At 69.4% G+C, this 17,030-nt stretch carries 16 protein-coding genes; 14 read left to right on the top strand and 2 right to left on the bottom strand.

Annotation, left to right across the window (positions count from 1 at the left end; genetic code table 11):
- The first annotated feature begins 195 nt into the window (after positions 1–195).
- The gene (locus tag RI211_RS00430) at positions 196–1,557 is read left to right on the top strand and encodes a trimethylamine monooxygenase (protein ID WP_315636818.1); all 1,362 of its coding nucleotides are present in this window, start codon (positions 196–198) and stop codon (positions 1,555–1,557) included.
- 79 nt (positions 1,558–1,636) lie between these two features.
- On the opposite strand, the gene RI211_RS00435 is transcribed toward RI211_RS00430, so the two are convergent.
- Entirely contained in the window at positions 1,637–2,320 is a 684-nt protein-coding gene (locus RI211_RS00435) for a Pr6Pr family membrane protein (RefSeq protein WP_315636819.1), read from the bottom strand.
- A gap of 219 nt (positions 2,321–2,539) precedes the next feature.
- On the opposite strand from RI211_RS00435, the gene RI211_RS00440 reads away from it, so the two are divergent.
- The 12 genes from RI211_RS00440 (at position 2,540) to RI211_RS00495 (ending at position 15,273) form a co-directional block, all read left to right on the top strand.
- A complete protein-coding gene (locus RI211_RS00440) occupies positions 2,540–3,679 on the top strand; it encodes a hypothetical protein (protein WP_315636820.1) in 1,140 nt (379 codons plus the stop codon).
- Positions 3,680–3,808: 129 nt separating this feature from the next.
- Positions 3,809–4,924, top strand: a complete 1,116-nt coding sequence (locus tag RI211_RS00445; RefSeq protein ID WP_315636821.1) for a hypothetical protein — start codon at positions 3,809–3,811, stop codon at positions 4,922–4,924.
- A gap of 220 nt (positions 4,925–5,144) precedes the next feature.
- A complete protein-coding gene (locus RI211_RS00450; protein WP_060922320.1) occupies positions 5,145–6,431 on the top strand; it encodes an adenylosuccinate synthase in 1,287 nt (428 codons plus the stop codon).
- 5 nt (positions 6,432–6,436) lie between these two features.
- Positions 6,437–7,540 carry a lactonase family protein gene (locus tag RI211_RS00455; protein WP_315636822.1) on the top strand — a complete coding sequence of 368 codons (1,104 nt, stop codon included), beginning with the start codon at positions 6,437–6,439 and terminating at the stop codon, positions 7,538–7,540.
- A 67-nt stretch (positions 7,541–7,607) separates the two neighbouring features.
- A complete protein-coding gene (locus tag RI211_RS00460; RefSeq protein WP_315636823.1) occupies positions 7,608–8,999 on the top strand; it encodes an MFS transporter in 1,392 nt (463 codons plus the stop codon).
- Positions 9,000–9,074: 75 nt separating this feature from the next.
- The gene (locus RI211_RS00465) at positions 9,075–9,653 is read left to right on the top strand and encodes a biotin transporter BioY (RefSeq protein ID WP_280565884.1); all 579 of its coding nucleotides are present in this window, start codon (positions 9,075–9,077) and stop codon (positions 9,651–9,653) included.
- Between the two features lie 481 nt (positions 9,654–10,134).
- Positions 10,135–11,571 (top strand): dihydrolipoyl dehydrogenase family protein, encoded by a 1,437-nt coding sequence (locus RI211_RS00470; protein WP_315636824.1) that lies wholly within the window; start codon positions 10,135–10,137, stop codon positions 11,569–11,571.
- Positions 11,572–11,706: 135 nt separating this feature from the next.
- Positions 11,707–12,009 carry a DUF427 domain-containing protein gene (locus RI211_RS00475; protein WP_060922325.1) on the top strand — a complete coding sequence of 101 codons (303 nt, stop codon included), beginning with the start codon at positions 11,707–11,709 and terminating at the stop codon, positions 12,007–12,009.
- A gap of 52 nt (positions 12,010–12,061) precedes the next feature.
- The gene (locus RI211_RS00480; protein ID WP_259954095.1) at positions 12,062–12,922 is read left to right on the top strand and encodes an ABC transporter ATP-binding protein; all 861 of its coding nucleotides are present in this window, start codon (positions 12,062–12,064) and stop codon (positions 12,920–12,922) included.
- Entirely contained in the window at positions 12,919–13,602 is a 684-nt protein-coding gene (locus RI211_RS00485; protein ID WP_259954094.1) for an ABC transporter permease, read from the top strand. Before RI211_RS00480 ends, RI211_RS00485 begins: the two co-directional genes overlap by 4 nt.
- Positions 13,599–14,318, top strand: a complete 720-nt coding sequence (locus RI211_RS00490; protein WP_025104209.1) for an ABC transporter permease — start codon at positions 13,599–13,601, stop codon at positions 14,316–14,318. The genes RI211_RS00485 and RI211_RS00490 overlap by 4 nt, the downstream gene beginning before the upstream one ends.
- 34 nt (positions 14,319–14,352) lie before the next feature.
- Positions 14,353–15,273 (top strand): ABC transporter substrate-binding protein, encoded by a 921-nt coding sequence (locus RI211_RS00495; protein ID WP_268777556.1) that lies wholly within the window; start codon positions 14,353–14,355, stop codon positions 15,271–15,273.
- A gap of 159 nt (positions 15,274–15,432) precedes the next feature.
- Here the strand turns inward: RI211_RS00495 and RI211_RS00500 are convergent, their stop codons facing one another.
- Positions 15,433–16,668, bottom strand: a complete 1,236-nt coding sequence (locus RI211_RS00500) for an AI-2E family transporter (protein ID WP_315636825.1) — start codon at positions 16,666–16,668, stop codon at positions 15,433–15,435.
- Between the two features lie 62 nt (positions 16,669–16,730).
- Between RI211_RS00500 and RI211_RS00505 the strand changes: the two genes are divergently transcribed.
- Positions 16,731–17,030 (top strand): chorismate mutase, encoded by a 300-nt coding sequence (locus RI211_RS00505; RefSeq protein ID WP_025104206.1) that lies wholly within the window; start codon positions 16,731–16,733, stop codon positions 17,028–17,030.

Here is a 17,030-nt window from a genome sequence, read left to right on the forward strand (position 1 = left end):
CCGCCGACATCGGCGATGCGGGGAAGCGACAGTCGTCGTCGCATTCCCGCCAGCGTGGCGCTGAGGCACTGCTAACGTCGAAGAGCAGCCACTGTCCGGGCGGGTCGAGCGTTCCGCTCCCACCGGGGAAGAACTGTCCTCCTCTCCCGGATACGGCTGCGCCCGATACATGACGGAAGAGTTTGAGGACGATACGTGACGAACAGTGAACGAGTAGCGATCATCGGCGCCGGCCCCTCGGGGATGGCGCAGCTGCGGGCCTTCGAGTCCGCGGCCCGTGCGGGGGCGGAGATCCCCGAACTGGTCTGCTTCGAGAAGCAGGCCGACTGGGGCGGCCAGTGGAACTACACCTGGCGCACCGGGCTGGACGAGTACGGCGAGCCCGTGCACTCCAGCATGTACCGCAACCTGTGGTCGAACGGGCCGAAGGAGGCGCTGGAGTTCGCCGACTACACCTTCGACGAGCACTTCGGACGGCCGATCTCGTCGTACCCGCCGCGTCCGGTGCTGTGGGACTACATCGCGGGGCGTCTCGCGAAGACGCAGGTGCGCGACCTCATCCGTTTCCAGACGGCGGTGCGCTGGGTGGAGTTCGACGAGGAGCGTGAGGTGTTCCGTCTCACCAGCGTGCACCTGCCGACCGGGCGCACGACCACGGAGGAGTTCGACCGCGTGGTCGTGGCCAGCGGTCACTTCTCCTTCCCGAACGTGCCGCACTTCGACGGCATCGAGACCTTCCCCGGATCCGTCGCCCACGCGCACGACTTCCGGGGCGCGGAGGCCCTCGCCGGGCGGGACGTGCTCGTGATCGGGTCGAGCTACTCGGCGGAGGACATCGGCAGCCAGGCGTTCAAGATGGGCGCTCGCTCGGTCACCGCGAGCTACCGGACCGCGCCGATGGGCTATGACTGGCCGGAGGGCTTCGAGGAGCGTCCGTGCGTCGAGCGCTTCGAGGGCCGTACCGTGCACTTCGCCGACGGCACCTCGAAGGAGGTGGACGCGGTCATCCTCTGCACCGGCTACCTGCACAAGTACCCGTTCCTGCCCGCGGAGCTCGCCCTGTCCTCGCCGAACAACGTCTACCCCGACGGGCTGTACCGGGGGGTGCTCTGGCAGGGCAACCCGCGCCTCGCCTACCTCGGCGCGCAGGACCAGTGGTTCACGTTCAACATGTTCGACGCGCAGGCCTGGTTCGTGCGCGACGTCATCCTCGGCCGGATCGCCCTCCCCGACGAGGCCGAGCGTGCCGCGTCCATCGCCGCGTGGCGGAAGCGGTTCGCCGAGATCGACTCGGCGGCGACGGAGATCCGCTTCCAGGCCGACTACATCCGCGACCTGCTGGAGTGCACCGACTATCCGGCGTTCGACCTCGATCGCGTCGTGGAGATCTTCCTCGCCTGGAAGAACGACAAGAAGGCCGACATCATGGGCTACCGCGACCGCGTGTACCCCTCGGTGATGACCGGGACGCTCGCCGCCGCGCACCACACGCCGTGGCTGGACGAGCTCGACGACTCCCTCGAGCGCTACCTCGAGGCCGACGCGCTCCTCGTCTGATCGCCGACCCACCCCCTTCCGGCCGTCCCACCCCTTTTCGTACGTTCGCAAGGGGGTGGGGCGCACGGGAAGGGGTGGGTCACCGCCTGGCCCGACGCCGCCCGATCCCCACGACGACCGTGGCAGTGGCGAGGATGATCGCGGCGATGAGGACCACCCAGAGTGCGACGCCGCCGTAGCCGCCGTTCAACGAGGGATCGAGGAAGGGGTACGGGTACCACCAGGCGTTGCCGGTCGCGGGAGCGATGACGAGGTTCGCGCGGAGCAGTGTGTAGATCACCCACACGATCGGGAAGATCGCGGCGATCCCCACCGTGCCCCAGCCGAGTGCACGACGACGCGGCGCGAACAGCACGTCGGCGAGCAGGACGAGCGGGATGACGACGTGCAGCACCTCGTTCGACCAGGCGACCGTGGCTCCCTGCGGCAGCGCGATCCCCCGGAGCAGCGTGTTGTAGACGACGCCCGTGACGATCATGTAGGTGCTCGCGCACACGAGCAGCGTCGCCAGCCACGTCGGCTCGACCCGGGCATCTCGGTGGATCAGCCCCCAGATCCCGCCGACGGCCAGCACGACCGCGGCCAGCACGTTGGAGAGGATCGTGAAGAAGCTGAAGAAGTTCACGACGACGGTGGGCAGATGCGCGCCCCACGCGGTGTCTGCGGCGAGGGCGATCTCCAGGGTGCGCACGAGCTGCGCGACGATCGCCGCCATCGCGAGCGCCGCCGCCGCGAGTCGGACGTAGGGCCACCACCGCGTCATCGCCACCTCCGTCGCCACTGTAGCGGGCACGAAACCGCGCCCTCCCGGCGCGGTGCGGGATCGAGAACGTGCCTCCGCCCGGGTGTGGGATCGAAACCGTGCCTCCGGCGACTCGGGGAGGAGCGTATTCCGTCCCGTATCGCGCTTCCCCGGCGGAGAAGCTTCGGGAATGATGGTCGAGATGGCGTCACGAAAGCCACGGACCCGCCGGAGGTAGTCATGTCGTACGACATCGAAGTGTATGGAAAGCTCCGGCTCGCACCGTCCGAGGTGCAGACCGGGACGGGTCCAGTCACAGCGAGCGAGATCGCTGGCGAGGCGCTCGTTCAGGCCTTCACTCATGAGTCAGGGGAGTACTGCTTCATCGTCGACGGGCCCCACGACGTCGGAGGCGAGGACATGGACAGTGTTCCCACCGGTCTCCCCGACAACGTGCGCTTCCGGTACAGAGTCGTCGTCGAAGGTTCTGCGCAGCCGCATATCGGACACGCGCTGCGTTTCGCGGATGAGCTTGCCGGGGCGGTGGGAGGGGTCGTGCACGATCCACAGGTCGTCGTGGAGGAGACGTCCGACCCTCGATACGTGTCACGGAGGACCGGGCCCAGCCGCGAGAAGTTCCTGCACGTCGAGTGGTTCCGGTGCTTCGACGAGGAAAGCCCTTCGCTTGCTCAGATGTATCTCGAGTCAGCGAAGGAGCATCTTCCGGCCGCACTGCCCACCGTGTTCGGGGTCAGCGAGCCACTACGAGGAAAGCTCGCCGAGGACGGGGTGGAAGGGGCCGACCGCATCTACCGCGAAGATAGTCACCAAAGCAGACTGGTCCTCCGAGGGCGGAAGCCGCTCATCTCGGGATTCCTGGATTCGTGGTCCGATCAGTTCGTCGCTGAACACCAGTCCGCACACCTACTCTTCGACGCGGCGGCGCTCTCCAAGCCTCGATTCGTCAGCGCCTTCGAGAGCTTCTTCGTCGATTTCGCACAGCGTTCGAGCAGCTTCTTCTCGTACGCCGAGGTCACGCAGTCCCGCTTCTCACCGACGATGGCGCTGCCGCAATGGGGTGAGTGGCCGGGGCTGCCGCAGAGCCCTCCGTGGCTGAGCTGGTTCTCCACGGAGTACGCCGACCTCGTCCGCCCGCATCTGACCGCGGGTGCGCATCGCGAGCTGAGCGGCGGCATGCTCTATCGCTCGAACATGCCCGCGACGAGCGTCAGCGCTTCATGGACGGAGCCGGGGGCCTGGGTCCCCTCCGAGTTCGTGCCTGTTCAGGCGGATCCTGACAATCACCGCAAATCGACGGCTCGCGCGAGCGAGATGCCCGTCGCGCTCCTGTCATCGGACTACTTCGTCAAGGTCCGGTGAACGCGAGTATTCGCACGATAGCGTCGGTGGGGCCGCTCGGAGGTCAAGCTTCCTGGCCAGTGCGAGGGGAGAAGACAGGTGTCATACGATCTTGACGTTTTCGGGAGCGTGAGATTAAGCCCTCGTGAGTTGGCGAAGATCGCCGCGCCACCGGGAATGCGCCTGAAGCGCGCCCTCGGCTGGGGGGTGAAAGACGTCAGGGCCCTCGATTCCTCGGGCGAAGTGGCGTTTTCTGTGGAAGGCCCGATGCGCGTGGAGCGTGACGACCTTCCTGTGGTCGTGGCCCGCACCCTCCCCGGATCGACGTGCGTCTATCACGTTCGCGTGCCGTACGACGTGAAGTCCGTGGGCGACGAGTTCCGTGCCGAGTCCAACGATCACCATCTTGGCGCGGCGAAGGAGTATGCGGAGGATCTCGCCACCACGGTCGGCGGGCAGGTGGTCGATCCTCAGGTGATCTCCTCACCTGAGGACGAGGAAGCCGACCCTTCACAGCGGACGGCGGAGAAGCTCTACGTTCACCTCCGGTGGTTCCGAAGGTTTGGCGAACTCGCGGACGCCACTGCGCTTGCCGAACGGTACCTCCAAGCGGTCCGGGAGAGCTTCCCGCTCGCTGTGCCTGTTCGCTTCGGGTCGCATGAACCCTTTCAAGGACGCCTTCCCCGCGACGGTGGCGCCGCCTTCGATGCCCTGTACCGGGCGGAATGTCGCGCCGACAGCCTTGCCATGACGAGCAAGGACTTCATCTCGGCGAGCATCTCTCCATGGACCCCGATCGGTGGCGACTATCAGACGATCTCGATCGATTTCGAGCTCGACCACTTGGTGGAGTCGGACGCGCTAGGCGCAGTCGCGGGGTTCCTCGTGGATGTGGCACGTCGCGTCGGCAGCTTCTTCGCCTTCGCCGAGCTCAACGACACTCGGTTCGCGACAGCGCGTCCGCGCGGTTTCGACGGAGCGTGGGGAGGGCTGCCGGTCGACCCTCAGTGGGCCACCTGGTACGACGCGGAGTACTCCACGCTGGTCCGGCCCCGTCTCCGAGGTGGCGAGATCCAGGAGTTCCCGGAGGGGCTCATGCACCGATGGTCCACCACACCGGCAAGGGCAGACGCGATACGCCGGGGGCTCAGCACCACATGGCCGCCACCCGATCTCGTGGGCTCGGTCCACACCACACCGGGCGGTCCCCGTGGGATCGCACAGGCGAAGGTCGTGCCGGAATCGCTACGAGTCCCTCCCTCGTGAACGGGGGGCCGGTCCTCGGTGAGCCTTCGTCGACGAACGCGCGCCACCGCCTGATACGGGATCGAAACCGTGCCTCCAGGGCCCCGGGCCGGTGTGTATTCCGTCCCGTATCGCGCTTCCGAGGGCTGTCGGAGGCCTGCCGATAGGATGGGAGAGCCCGATCGGGCCAGCTCATCCGCCGGTGGAATCCCGGCGAGAGGCATCATCCAGGGGGTTACCCATGCCAGGAATCGTGATCGTCGGCGTGCAGTGGGGCGACGAAGGAAAGGGCAAGGCCACCGATCTGCTCGGTGAGCGCACCGACTGGGTGGTGAAGTTCAACGGCGGCAACAACGCCGGGCACACCGTCGTCGTCGGCGACGAGAAGTACGCCCTGCACCTGCTGCCCTCCGGCATCCTGTCGCCCGGCGTGAACCCGGTCATCGGCAACGGCGTGGTCATCGACCTCGAAGTCCTCTTCTCCGAGCTGGAGGCCCTGTCCGCCCGAGGCATCGACGTCTCGCGGCTCAAGGTCAGCGCCAACGCGCACATCATCACCCAGTACCACCGCACGCTCGACAAGGTCACCGAGCGCTTCCTCGGCAAGCGCAACATCGGCACGACCGGCCGCGGCATCGGTCCGGCCTACGCCGACAAGATCAACCGCGTCGGCATCCGCGTTCAGGACCTCTTCGACGAGAACATCCTGCGCCAGAAGGTCGAGGGCGCCCTCGACCAGAAGAACCACCTCCTGGTGAAGGTCTTCAACCGCCGCGCCGTCACCTGCGACGAGATCGTCGACGACCTGCTCTCCTACGCCGAGCGTCTGCGTCCGATGGTCGCCGACACCGGCTACCTCATCGACCAGGCACTGAGCCGCGGCGAGGTCGTCGTGTTCGAGGGTGGCCAGGCCACGATGCTCGACATCGACCACGGCACCTACCCGTTCGTCACGTCGTCCTCGGCCACGGCCGGCGGCGCCTCGACCGGGTCCGGCGTCGGCCCCGGCGCACTCGACCGCATCGTCGGCATCGTCAAGGCCTACACGACCCGCGTCGGCTCCGGCCCGTTCCCGACCGAGCTGTTCGACGAGCAGGGCGACTGGCTGCGCAAGCAGGGCTTCGAGTTCGGCACCACGACCGGGCGCCCGCGCCGCGTCGGCTGGTACGACGCCCCCATCACCCGCTACGCCACGCGCATCAACGGCATCACCGACCTCGTGCTGACCAAGCTCGACATCCTCACCGGGCTCGAGAAGATCCCGGTGTGCGTGGCCTACGACGTCGACGGGGAGCGCTTCGACGAGGTGCCGGTGAACCAGACCGACTTCCACCACGCGAAGCCGATCCTGGAGTACTTCCCCGGGTGGAGCGAGGACATCTCGACCGCGCGCACCTTCGAGGATCTTCCGCAGACGGCGCAGGACTACGTGCTCGCGCTGGAGGAGATGAGCAACACCCGTATCTCGGTGATCGGCGTCGGCCCGGAGCGCGATCAGGTGATCGTGCGCCACGACCTGCTCGACTGATCGGCATGACACGGTTCTGGCTCGGGGGCTACGGCCCGGCGATGGAAGGCTCCGCCGAGGGGATCGGCGTGCTGGCCGGTGACGAGGGCCGTGAGGCCACGACGCTCGCCTACCGCGGACCCGTGACGCAGACGCCGTCGCCGTCGTGGTTGGCGGCGCATCCGTCCCTCGACGTCGTGTACGCGGCGCTGGAGGGCGTTGCCGCGGTGCAGGCGTTCGTGCGCACGGGCGAGATGGCGCTGTCCCCGCTGGGCGATCCGGTGCCGACGGGGGACGGCGTCTGCCATCTCGCGGTGTCGCCGAACGGCCAGACGCTCGTCGCCAGCTGCTACGGCGACGGGCGGGTCGTCCGCTTCGGGCTCGCCGCCGATGGCCGGCTCGTCCCGGCGAAGGAGGATGCGGCCGCGGCCCTGCGTGCCGCCCTGTTCGGCGACGGTGATCCGGATGCGGCTCCGAAGACTCCCGCCGGTGACGGCGTCGCCGCGGTCGATCCGTACGGCGCCGCGGACCGCGCGTCCCACGCGCACGCCGCCGCCTTCCTCCCGGACGGCCGCGTGGTCACCACCGATCTCGGGTTCGATCTCGTCCGGTTCTGGCGTCTGCAGGGCACCGGGCTCGTCCTCGACCAGGAGGTCGTGCTCCCGCGCGGCACCGGCCCGCGGCACATGGTCGTGCATCCGAGTGGCCACCTGCACATCGTGACGGAGTACTCGTGCGAGGTCTTCACGCTCGCAGCGGCCGCCGACGGCACCTGGAGCGTCGTCTCCTCGGCTCCGGCGAGCCCCATCGCACAGGTCGGCGTGGACTTCCCCGCCGAGCTCGCCCGCACCAAGGACGGTCAGTTCCTCTACACCGCTCTGCGCGGCAGCAACACCATCGCGGCGCTGCGGGTGCGTGGCAGCGGCGAGGCTCTGGAGCCCGTCGCGCTCGCCGATTCCGGTGTCGACTGGCCGCGGCATCACCTCGTCTACCAGGGCAAGCTCCTCGTCGCAGGGCAACGTTCCGACACCGTGACGCTGCTCGACCTCGATGACCGCACGGGAGCCCCGCTCGGAGTTCGGCACGAGGCGCAGGCTCCCGCACCGACGAGCATCCTCCCGCTCCGCTGAGCCTGTGCGGGGCTCCGCGTACCCCGGGCTTGACCTCAACCATTCTTGAGGTTCTAGCGTCGTCCTCATGACGACCGAGACCGGGCGCGCTGCGCCGTCCACGCCCGCCCCGCCCCGCATCCTCGGTGGCGAGTACGTCTGGATCACGATCGGCGCGTGCGCCCTCGTGTTCCTCGGCGCCTTCGAATCACTGGCGGTCACCACGGTGATGCCCGCGGTCAGCGCCGACCTCGACGGCGAGCGGCTGTACGCGCTGGCCTTCGCCGGGCCGCTGGCGACGAGCGTGATCGGCATGGTGATCGCAGGAAACTGGTCGGACCGGCGGGGTCCCGTGGCGCCGCTGTACGCATCCGTCGCGCTGTTCACGGCAGGGCTGCTCGTGGCGGGACTCGCGCCGACCATGGAGATCCTCGTCGCGGGACGCTTCGCGCAGGGGCTCGGCAACGGCGGGCTCATGGTGGCGCTCTACGTCGTCGTGGCCCGGGTGTATCCGACGTCCCTGCATCCGGCGATCTTCGCGGGGTTCGCCGCCGCGTGGGTCATCCCCTCCCTCATCGGTCCGACGATCGCAGGAGCGGTCACGGAGGTGTGGAGCTGGCACTGGGTCTTCCTCGGGGTCGTGGTCCTCGTCGTGCTCGCACTGCTGATGGTCGTCCCGGCTCTCCGGGGACTCGCCCGCAGCGGGGACGCGAACACGCCCTGGGCGCTCGGACGGCTGGGATGGTCTGTGCTCGCCGCCGTCGCGGTGCTCGCCCTCGACCTCGTGGGAGAGGTCCCGGTCGCCGGTCCGTTCCTTTCGGCGGTGGCGGTGGTGGTCGCGGTCGCGGCGGTGCGCCCACTCGTTCCTCGGGGCACCCTCGTCGCCCGTCGGGGGCTGCCGTCGGTGATCCTGGCCCGCGGTCTGGGGGCGGCGGCGTTCTTCGGGGTGCAGATCTACCTGCCGTACCTGCTCACGGATCGATACCTGCTGTCGCCGACCCTCGCCGGGCTCGCGCTGACCGGGGGTGCGCTCGCCTGGTCGGCGGCGGCGACCGTCCAGGGCCGGATGGGCGAGCGCCTGTCGAGCGTGACGGCCGTGCGGGTGGGGACGATCCTCGTGGTCGTCGGGATCGCGCTCGTCCTGGTGATCACCGTGATGCAGGCGCCCGCGCTGCTCGCCGCGTTCGCCTGGATCGTCGCCGGCGCCGGGATGGGGTTGATGAGCCCGCGCACGAGCGCTCTCGTCCTTGCGATGTCGTCCCCCGCGGAACAGGGGTTCAACAGTGGCGCCATGACCGTGGCCGACTCGTTCGGCAGTGCGCTCGCCCTCGCCGTCACGGGCTCGCTCTTCGTCGCCCTCGGGGCTGCGGCAGGGGTGGATCCGTTCGTCGGGGTGTTCGCCCTCGCCGCCGTGGTCGGGGCGGGAGCGGCCGTCCTCGCTCCGCGGACGAGGGGTGTCGACCCGGCCGCCGCGGGGTGATTTGCGCCCCGCGTGGCCCGCCCTCTAGCCTGATGAACGGTGTTCAGGTGAACACCGTTCAGGAAGGATGGATCGATGACCCCCACGACCCGCGACACCTCGGCGACCCTCGGCCGCGTCGCCGTCTTCGCCGCGCTCATCATCGTGCTCGGCACGGTCGTCGTCCCGCTGCCCGGCGGGGTGCCCATCACCGGACAGACGCTCGCCGTCATGCTGGCGGGTCTCGTCCTCGGACCGCGTGTCGCGCCGTGGTCGGTCGCACTCGTCCTCGTGCTCGCGGCGATCGGTCTCCCGGTGCTCGCGGGCGGGCGTGGCGGACTCGGGGTCTTCGTCGGCCCCACGGCGGGATATCTGCTCGGGTGGGTCGCCGGTGTCGTCGTCATCGGACTCCTGATGCGCACCGGCCGCCCGACCTGGTGGCGCGCCGCGATCGCGGCGTTCGTCGGCGGCGTCCTCGTCGTCTACGCCTTCGGCATCCCCGTGCAGGCCCTCGTCACCGGCGTCCCGCTCGACCTCACGGCCCTCTCGACCCTGGCCTTCCTTCCCGGCGACCTCATCAAGGTGACCGCGGCCACCCTCATCGTCATGGCCCTCCGTCGCGCCTATCCCCGGGCCTTCGCCGACCCCCGCCGCGTCCCCTCCGTCGTCGCCTGATTCTCGGGCCGTCCTTTCCGGTCCCGTCGACTCCGTCCGTTCCGTCGACTCCGTCCGTCCCGTCGACTCCGTCCGGTTCCGTCTGTCCCGCGGTCCCGTTCCGCATGCACGACCGTGGCACGTCTGCCGGCGGATCGCCCCGTCCGGATCGTGCGACCGTCCCCACGTCGTGCATCCGGAACCTCGGACCCGGCTCGCCGACCCGGATCCGGACCCGTAGCCCGCCGTGACGAGTCCGTGGTTCCTGGTCCGGATACACGACCAGGTCACGTCTGCCGGCGGATCGGTCCCGTCCGAGTCGCGCAGCCGCACTCGGGTCGTGCACCCGGAACGTCGTCGGAAGGAACGTCGTGCATCCGGGACGGGAACCCCCCCCGGGGAAGACGGGCATATCGGCCGACGGGAACAACTCACCCGTGACTCGACGTTCCTCATGAGCGAGACTGGGCCACGGACCGATGCGGCCACGAGAGGGGCGAGCATGACTGCTGCCGAGAAGACCGACGAATACGACCTCATCGTGCTGGGCGGTGGTCCGGTCGGGGAGAACGTGGCGGACCGTGCCGTGCAGGGCGGTCTCAGCGCGATCATCGTGGAGAGCGAGCTCGTCGGCGGGGAGTGCTCGTACTGGGCCTGCATGCCGTCGAAGGCCCTGCTCCGTTCGGCCCAGGCGCTCCGTGCCGCGCAGCACGTCGCCGGCGCCGCGCAGGCCGTCACCGGGACCCTCGACGTGCGGGCAGTGTTCGAGCGCCGCGACTCCTTCACGAGCAACTGGTCCGACGACGGACAGGTGAAGTGGCTCGAGTCCGCCCACATCGACCTCGCCCGAGGCCACGGCCGGCTGACCGGGGAGCGCGAGGTGACCGTGACCGACCAGGACGGCGGCACCCGCGTGCTGCGCGCCCGTCACGCGGTCGCCGTCAGCACCGGCTCGGACGCGGTCATCCCGCCGATCGAGGGTCTGCGGGAGGCTTCGCCGTGGACGAGTCGCGAGGCGACCAGTGCCGAGGAGCTGCCCGAGAGCCTCGCCGTGATCGGCGGCGGCGTGGTCGCGGTCGAGATGGCCACCGCGTACGCCGCGCTCGGCTCGTCGGTGACGCTCCTCGCGCGCAGCGGGCTCCTGGGCGGGATGGAGCCCTTCGCCGGGGAGCGGGTGGCCGACGGCCTGCGTGAGCTCGGCGTCGACGTCCGCACCGATACCGGTACGACCGCGGTGCACCGCGACGGCGACCGGGTGACGATCACGCTCGACGGCGGGGAGACCGTGACCGCCGCCGAGGTGCTCGTGGCGACCGGACGCTCCCCGCGCAGCGCCGACATCGGTCTCGAGGTTGTCGGTCTCGAGCCGGGCCGCTGGATCGAGACCGACGACACCCTCCGCGTCCCCGGACACGACTGGCTCTACGCCGTGGGCGACGTCAACGGCCGCGTGCTGCTGACCCACCAGGGCAAGTACCAGGCGCGCGCGGCGGGCGACGTCATCGCCGCCCGCGCGAAGGGCGACGCCGTCGACGACGCCCCCTGGGGGCGTCACGCCGCCACGGCCGATCACGCCGCGGTGCCCCAGGTCACCTTCTCGATCCCGGAGGTCGGATCGGTCGGACTCACCGAGGCGGCGGCCCGCGAGGCCGGCACCGCCGTCCGGGTTGTCGACTACGACCTCGGCTGGGTGGCGGGCGCGAGCCTGTACGAGGACGGCTTCGCCGGGCAGGCGCGCCTGGTCGTCGACACCGACCGCGACGTCGTGATCGGGGCGACCTTCGTCGGCCCGGAGGTCGCCGAGCTCGTCCACGCCGCGACCATCGCGATCGTCGGGGAGGTCCCGATCGCCCGACTCTGGCACGCGGTGCCCTCCTACCCCACGATCAGCGAGATCTGGCTGCGGCTGCTGGAGGGCTACGGCCGCGACTCGGCCTGATCCGGGCAATCCGATTCCGGACGCGTGACGAACAGAACGCGCAATATGTCCCAGATTGACGACCCCGCGCGCAACCCGGTGCCGGATGTCCCACCCGTCTTATACGCTCGAACCCACATCCGAGGAGGCAGGACCATGAAGGCTGTACTCGCAGGAAACGTCATCGCCGAGGCCGACCAAGACGACCTCATCCGCATCGAGGGGAACTGGTACTTCCCGCCGGCATCCGTCGCGCCGGACGCCCTCGTCGAGAGCCCCACCCCGTACACGTGTCCGTGGAAGGGCGAGTGCCAGTACTACTCCGTCCAGGTCGACGGAGAGCTGCACAAGGATCTCGCGTGGTCGTACCCGCATCCGTACCCGTCGGCGTTCGACCGGGTCGGCAAGGACTTCTCCGGCTACGTCGCCTTCGCCCCTGGCGTCGAGGTCTCGGCCTAGTCCCGCACGACGCACGACCGCACGTCCGAACGACCGTCGGAGAGACACCCTCATGATCGAGTTCCGCAACGTCACGAAGCGCTTCCCCGACGGGACGCTCGCCGTGGACGACTTCAGCCTCGTGCTGCCCTCCCGCAAGACCACCGTGTTCGTCGGATCCTCCGGCTGCGGGAAGACCACCCTGCTGCGGATGATCAACCGCATGGTCGAGCCGACGTCGGGGGAGGTCGAGATCGACGGGGAGAGCGTGCTCTCGGGCGACCCGGTCGCCCTGCGCCGGCGCATCGGCTATGTGATGCAGAACTCCGGGCTCATGCCGCACTTCACCGTCATCGACAACGTGGCCACCGTGCTGCGGCTGAACGGGGTGAAGCGCACACAGGCGCATGAGCGTGCTCGCGAGCTGCTCACGACCGTCGGCCTCGACCAGGCGCTCGCCGAGAGGTACCCGAGCCAGTTGTCAGGCGGTCAGCAGCAGCGCGTCGGGGTGGCCCGCGGGCTCGCCGCCGATCCGAACATCCTCCTCATGGACGAGCCGTTCGGAGCGGTCGACCCCATCGTGCGCGCCGACCTCCAGCAGGAGACCCTGCGGCTGCAGCACGAGCTCGACAAGACGGTCGTGTTCGTCACGCACGACATCGACGAGGCGTTCCTCCTCGGCGACCAGGTCGTCATCCTCGACAAGGGCGCCCGGATCGTGCAGGTCGGCAGCCCGAGCGAGATCATCGAGAACCCGGCCGACGACTTCGTCTCCTCGTTCATCGGAGCCGACCGCGGCCGTCGCGCGCTGCACCTCAAGCAGACCCCGCGCGGGACCGTGGTCGTCGACTCCGAGGGCCGCACGCAGGGAGCGATCGTCGATGCGCCGGAGGGCGTGGTCGACGGAGCAGATGCGATGAAGGCGGCCCCGTGAACTGGGTCGGCGACAACCTCGGGCTGATCCTCGAGCTCACTGGCGTTCATCTGCAGCAGAGCGCGATCGCCATCGTGCTCGGGTTCGTGCTGGCGCTTCCGCTGGGCTGGGTCGCCTGGCGGTATCAGCTCGTGAAGGGTCCGGTCATCGTCCTGACCGGACTGCTGTACACGATCCCGTCCCTCGCCCTCCTGATCTTGCTGCCGTCTGTGGCGGGCTACCCGGCGCGCAGCCCGGCCAACCTCGTCATCGGTCTCACCATCTACGCGATCGCGATCCTCGTGCGCGCGGTGTCCGACGGCCTGGACTCGGTCGACCCCGCGATCCGGCAGTCCGCGGTCGCGATGGGCTACGGCGGGTTCCGCCGCTTCTGGACGGTCGACTTCCCGCTCGCCGGGCCGGTCATCCTCGCGGGCCTCCGCGTGGCGGCGGTGAGCACCATCTCGCTCGCGACGGTCGGCATCCTCGTCGGCGTCACGAACCTCGGCTACCTGTTCACGAACGGCCTCCAGCGCCGCATCCTCGCCGAGGTCTTCACCGGCATCGTCGCCGTCGTCGTCATCGCTCTGGTCATCGACCTCCTGCTCGTGCTCCTCGGGCGTGCCCTCATGCCGTGGACGCGGGCGGCGGCCACCCCCGCCGCCGCGCGTCGGACGATCACGTTGAGGACGGCCGCATGAACGTGTTCACCGAGGCCTTCGCCTGGCTGTTCTCCCCCGACCGCTGGGTCGGGACGTACTCCCTCCCCGTCCTGTTCGGCCAGCATGTCTTCTACACGGTGGTCTCCGTGCTGATCGCCGCGGTGATCGCCGTACCGCTCGGCTGGCTCATCGGGCACACCGGGAAGGGGCGGGAGATCGCGGTCGCCGTCTCCGGAGCGGCCCGCGCCATCCCGTCCTTCGGACTCATGGTCCTCCTGGTGCTTCTGCTGGGCGTGCTGCGCACGCCGCTGGCGGCGATCATCACCTTCGTCGTCCTGGCGATCCCGTCCCTGCTGGCCGGCGCCTACACAGGCCTGGAGGCAGTCGATCGCCGAACCATCGATGCGGCACGGGCGATGGGGATGACCGGCTGGCAGGTGTTCTGGAAGGTCGAGGTGCCGCTCGGCATGCCGCTGCTCGTCGGCGGCCTCCGTTCGGCGCTGCTGCAGGTCATCGCCACGGTGACGATCGCGGCCTACGTGAACCTCGGCGGCCTCGGCTGGCCGATCATCCAGGGCATCCCGCTCCGCCGTTTCGACCAGGTGCTCGGCGGCGCGATCCTCGTCGCGGTGCTCGCGCTCCTCGTCGACCTCCTGCTCGCGCTCGCCCAGCACGCCGCGGTGCCCCGCGGTGTGCGCACCCGTCCGCAACGCCGCCGCGCTCGGGCGACCGCCCCCGCGGCCGCACCCGCCTGACCCACAGCATCGTCCCCCAGAGAAGAGGAAGTCCATGTTCACCGCACGAAAGTCCCGCCTCGCCCTTGCCGGCGGCGTCGCGCTCGCCGCCGCCCTCGCCCTCTCCGGCTGCGCCAACAGCAACCCCCTGGACGCGCCCACCGACGACTCCGGCGACGGTGGGGGCAGCGACACCATCGTCATCGGCTCGCAGGCCTACTACTCGAACGAGATCATCGCCGAGATCTACGCGCAGGCGCTCGAGGCCGCCGACTTCGACGTCGACCGTCAGTTCAGCATCGGCCAGCGCGACGCCTACATGCCGGACGTCGAGTCCGGGGCGATCGACCTGTTCCCGGAGTACACGGGCAACCTGCTCGAGTACCTGGACAAGGATGCGACCGCCACGAGCCCGGACGACGTCTACGCCGCCCTGAAGGACGCGCTCCCGGACGGCCTCACCGCGCTCGACTACGCCGAGGCGTCCGACCAGGACACCTACACGGTGCTCAAGAGCTTCGCCGAGGAGAACGACCTCACCTCGATCGCCGACCTCGCGGACGTGACCACCCCGGTCACGATCGGTGCGGCACCCGAGTTCGAGCAGCGCCCGTACGGTCCGGCTGCGGCCAAGGAGGTCTACGGCGTCGACCTGGCGTTCTCGGCCACCGGTCCCACGACGCTGGAGTCGCTGCTCGCCGGAGAGATCCAGGTGGCGGACATCTACTCGGCCGACCCCGCATTCCAGACCGAGGACATCGTGGCGCTGGAGGACCCGGAGAACATCATCCTGGCCTCCAACGTCGTGCCGATCGCGTCCAGCGACGTGGCCGACGAGATCGCCGACGTCATCAACGGCATCAGCGCCAAGCTGACCGCCGAGGAGCTCGTCGCCCTCAACGTGCAGAGCACGGTCGACCAGAAGTCGGCGGAGGACATCGCGAAGCAGTGGCTCACGGACAACGACCTCATCTGAGTCGTCTTCCCGCGAAGCGCCCGGCCCTCAGGGCCCGGGCGCTTCGTCGTTCTCGCCCGCCGGCGTGCACAACTCCGGAGATCTCGCCCGACACGCCGCGGAGTACCCCCGGCTGACGGTGTGTCGTCCCGAATCTCCGGAGTTGTGCACGGGGCGGGGTCAGGTGCGAGAGTCCTGCTTCGGCACGACCACCTGCTTGACGATGATGAGGATCGAGGCGGTGACGGGCACGGCCACCAGGGCGCCGAGCAGGCCGAGGAGCGTGCCGCCGGCGAGAGCGCCGATGACGACGAGCGAGCCCGGCACCGCGACGGCCTTGTTCATGACCCGCGGCGTGAGCACATACGCCTCGATCTGCATGTAGACGAGGTAGATCGCGGCGAAGATCAGCGCGGCGATCGGGTTCGTGAACAGCGCGAGGATGGTGCCGATCATCCAGAACAGCACCGAGCCGACCAGCGGGATGAGCGTGACGCAGAAGGCGATGGCGGCCATGAGCGGCGGGAACGGCAGACCGAGGACGGTGTAGAGGATGAGGGCGAGGGTCGCGTTGCAGAAGGCGAGGACCACCATCCCCATCACGTAACCACCCACGGAGTCGGTGATCTGCTGGGAGATGTCGTCCGCGCGGCCGCGGTCGCGAGCCGGGACGAGGCGCAGCAGCCCCTGGCGCATGGCCGGGAGCGTCGCGACGAAGTACAGGGTCAGCACGAGCACGACGATCGCGCCCGAGATGCCGCTCGCGATGGAGGCGCCGACCTGCAGCGCGCCTCCGCCGATCGTCGCGAGGTTGCCGAAGTCGGACAGGAACTTCTGCACCTCCGACACGAGGTCCTGGAACTGGTCGCCGAACTGGTTGTTGAGGGTGGCATAGAGGTCGGACTTCGTGAAGTCCTGGATCATGCCGGGGACCGACTTCACGAAGCCCGCGATCTGGTCGACGACGATCGGAACGATCATCCAGAGGACGAGGGCGACGACGACGATGAGGGCGAGGATCGTCACCACGACGGAGAGCGCGCGGGACAGCCCGCGGCGCTCCAGGAAGCGGACGGCCGGGTCGAGGCCGAGCGCGGCGAACAGCGCGAGCGCGATGTAGATGAGCACGGTGGAGAGGTTGTAGAGCGCGCTGCCGATCACGAGCGCCCCGAGGCCGCCGAGCGTCACGAGGAACCCGAAGACGAACGGCCGATCGATCCGCGTCCAGAACGAGCGACTCGGCGTGGTCGGCTCGATCACGACGGGGCGGGGCGGGCCGGGCGCCACCGGCGTGTTTCCCGGCGCCTCCACCGCGGCGCCGACGAGCGCGGCATCGACGGGGGAGGGGGCGGGTTCCGGGGCGCGGCTGCCCTGGTCGTCCTGCGGAGCGGAGGCCGGCGACTGGTCGTTGCTCATGAGCACACGATAGCGGTGCCCCTCGTCGGGGGCAGGGTGAGCTGCGGCTCTAGAGTAGGGGCATGACTGCCGCTGAGGATCCGAAGGCCGAACTGCTCCGGCTGCGTGCGAGCATCGACAACATCGACGCGGCCCTGATCTTCCTGCTCGCGGAGCGGTTCCGCGCCACACAGCAGGTGGGACACCTGAAGGCCGAGCACGCGATGCCGCCGTCCGACCCGAACCGCGAGGAGCAGCAGGTCGCCCGGCTCCGGGCGCTCGCCGAAGACGCCCACCTCGACCCGGAGTTCGCGGAGAAGTGGTTCAACTTCGTCGTCGCCGAGGTCATCCGGCACCACACCGAGGCCGCCGAGGGACGCTGA

It is taken from the genome of Microbacterium meiriae (assembly GCF_032364335.1).
In the GTDB taxonomy this organism is placed as follows: Bacteria; Actinomycetota; Actinomycetes; order Actinomycetales; family Microbacteriaceae; genus Microbacterium; species Microbacterium meiriae.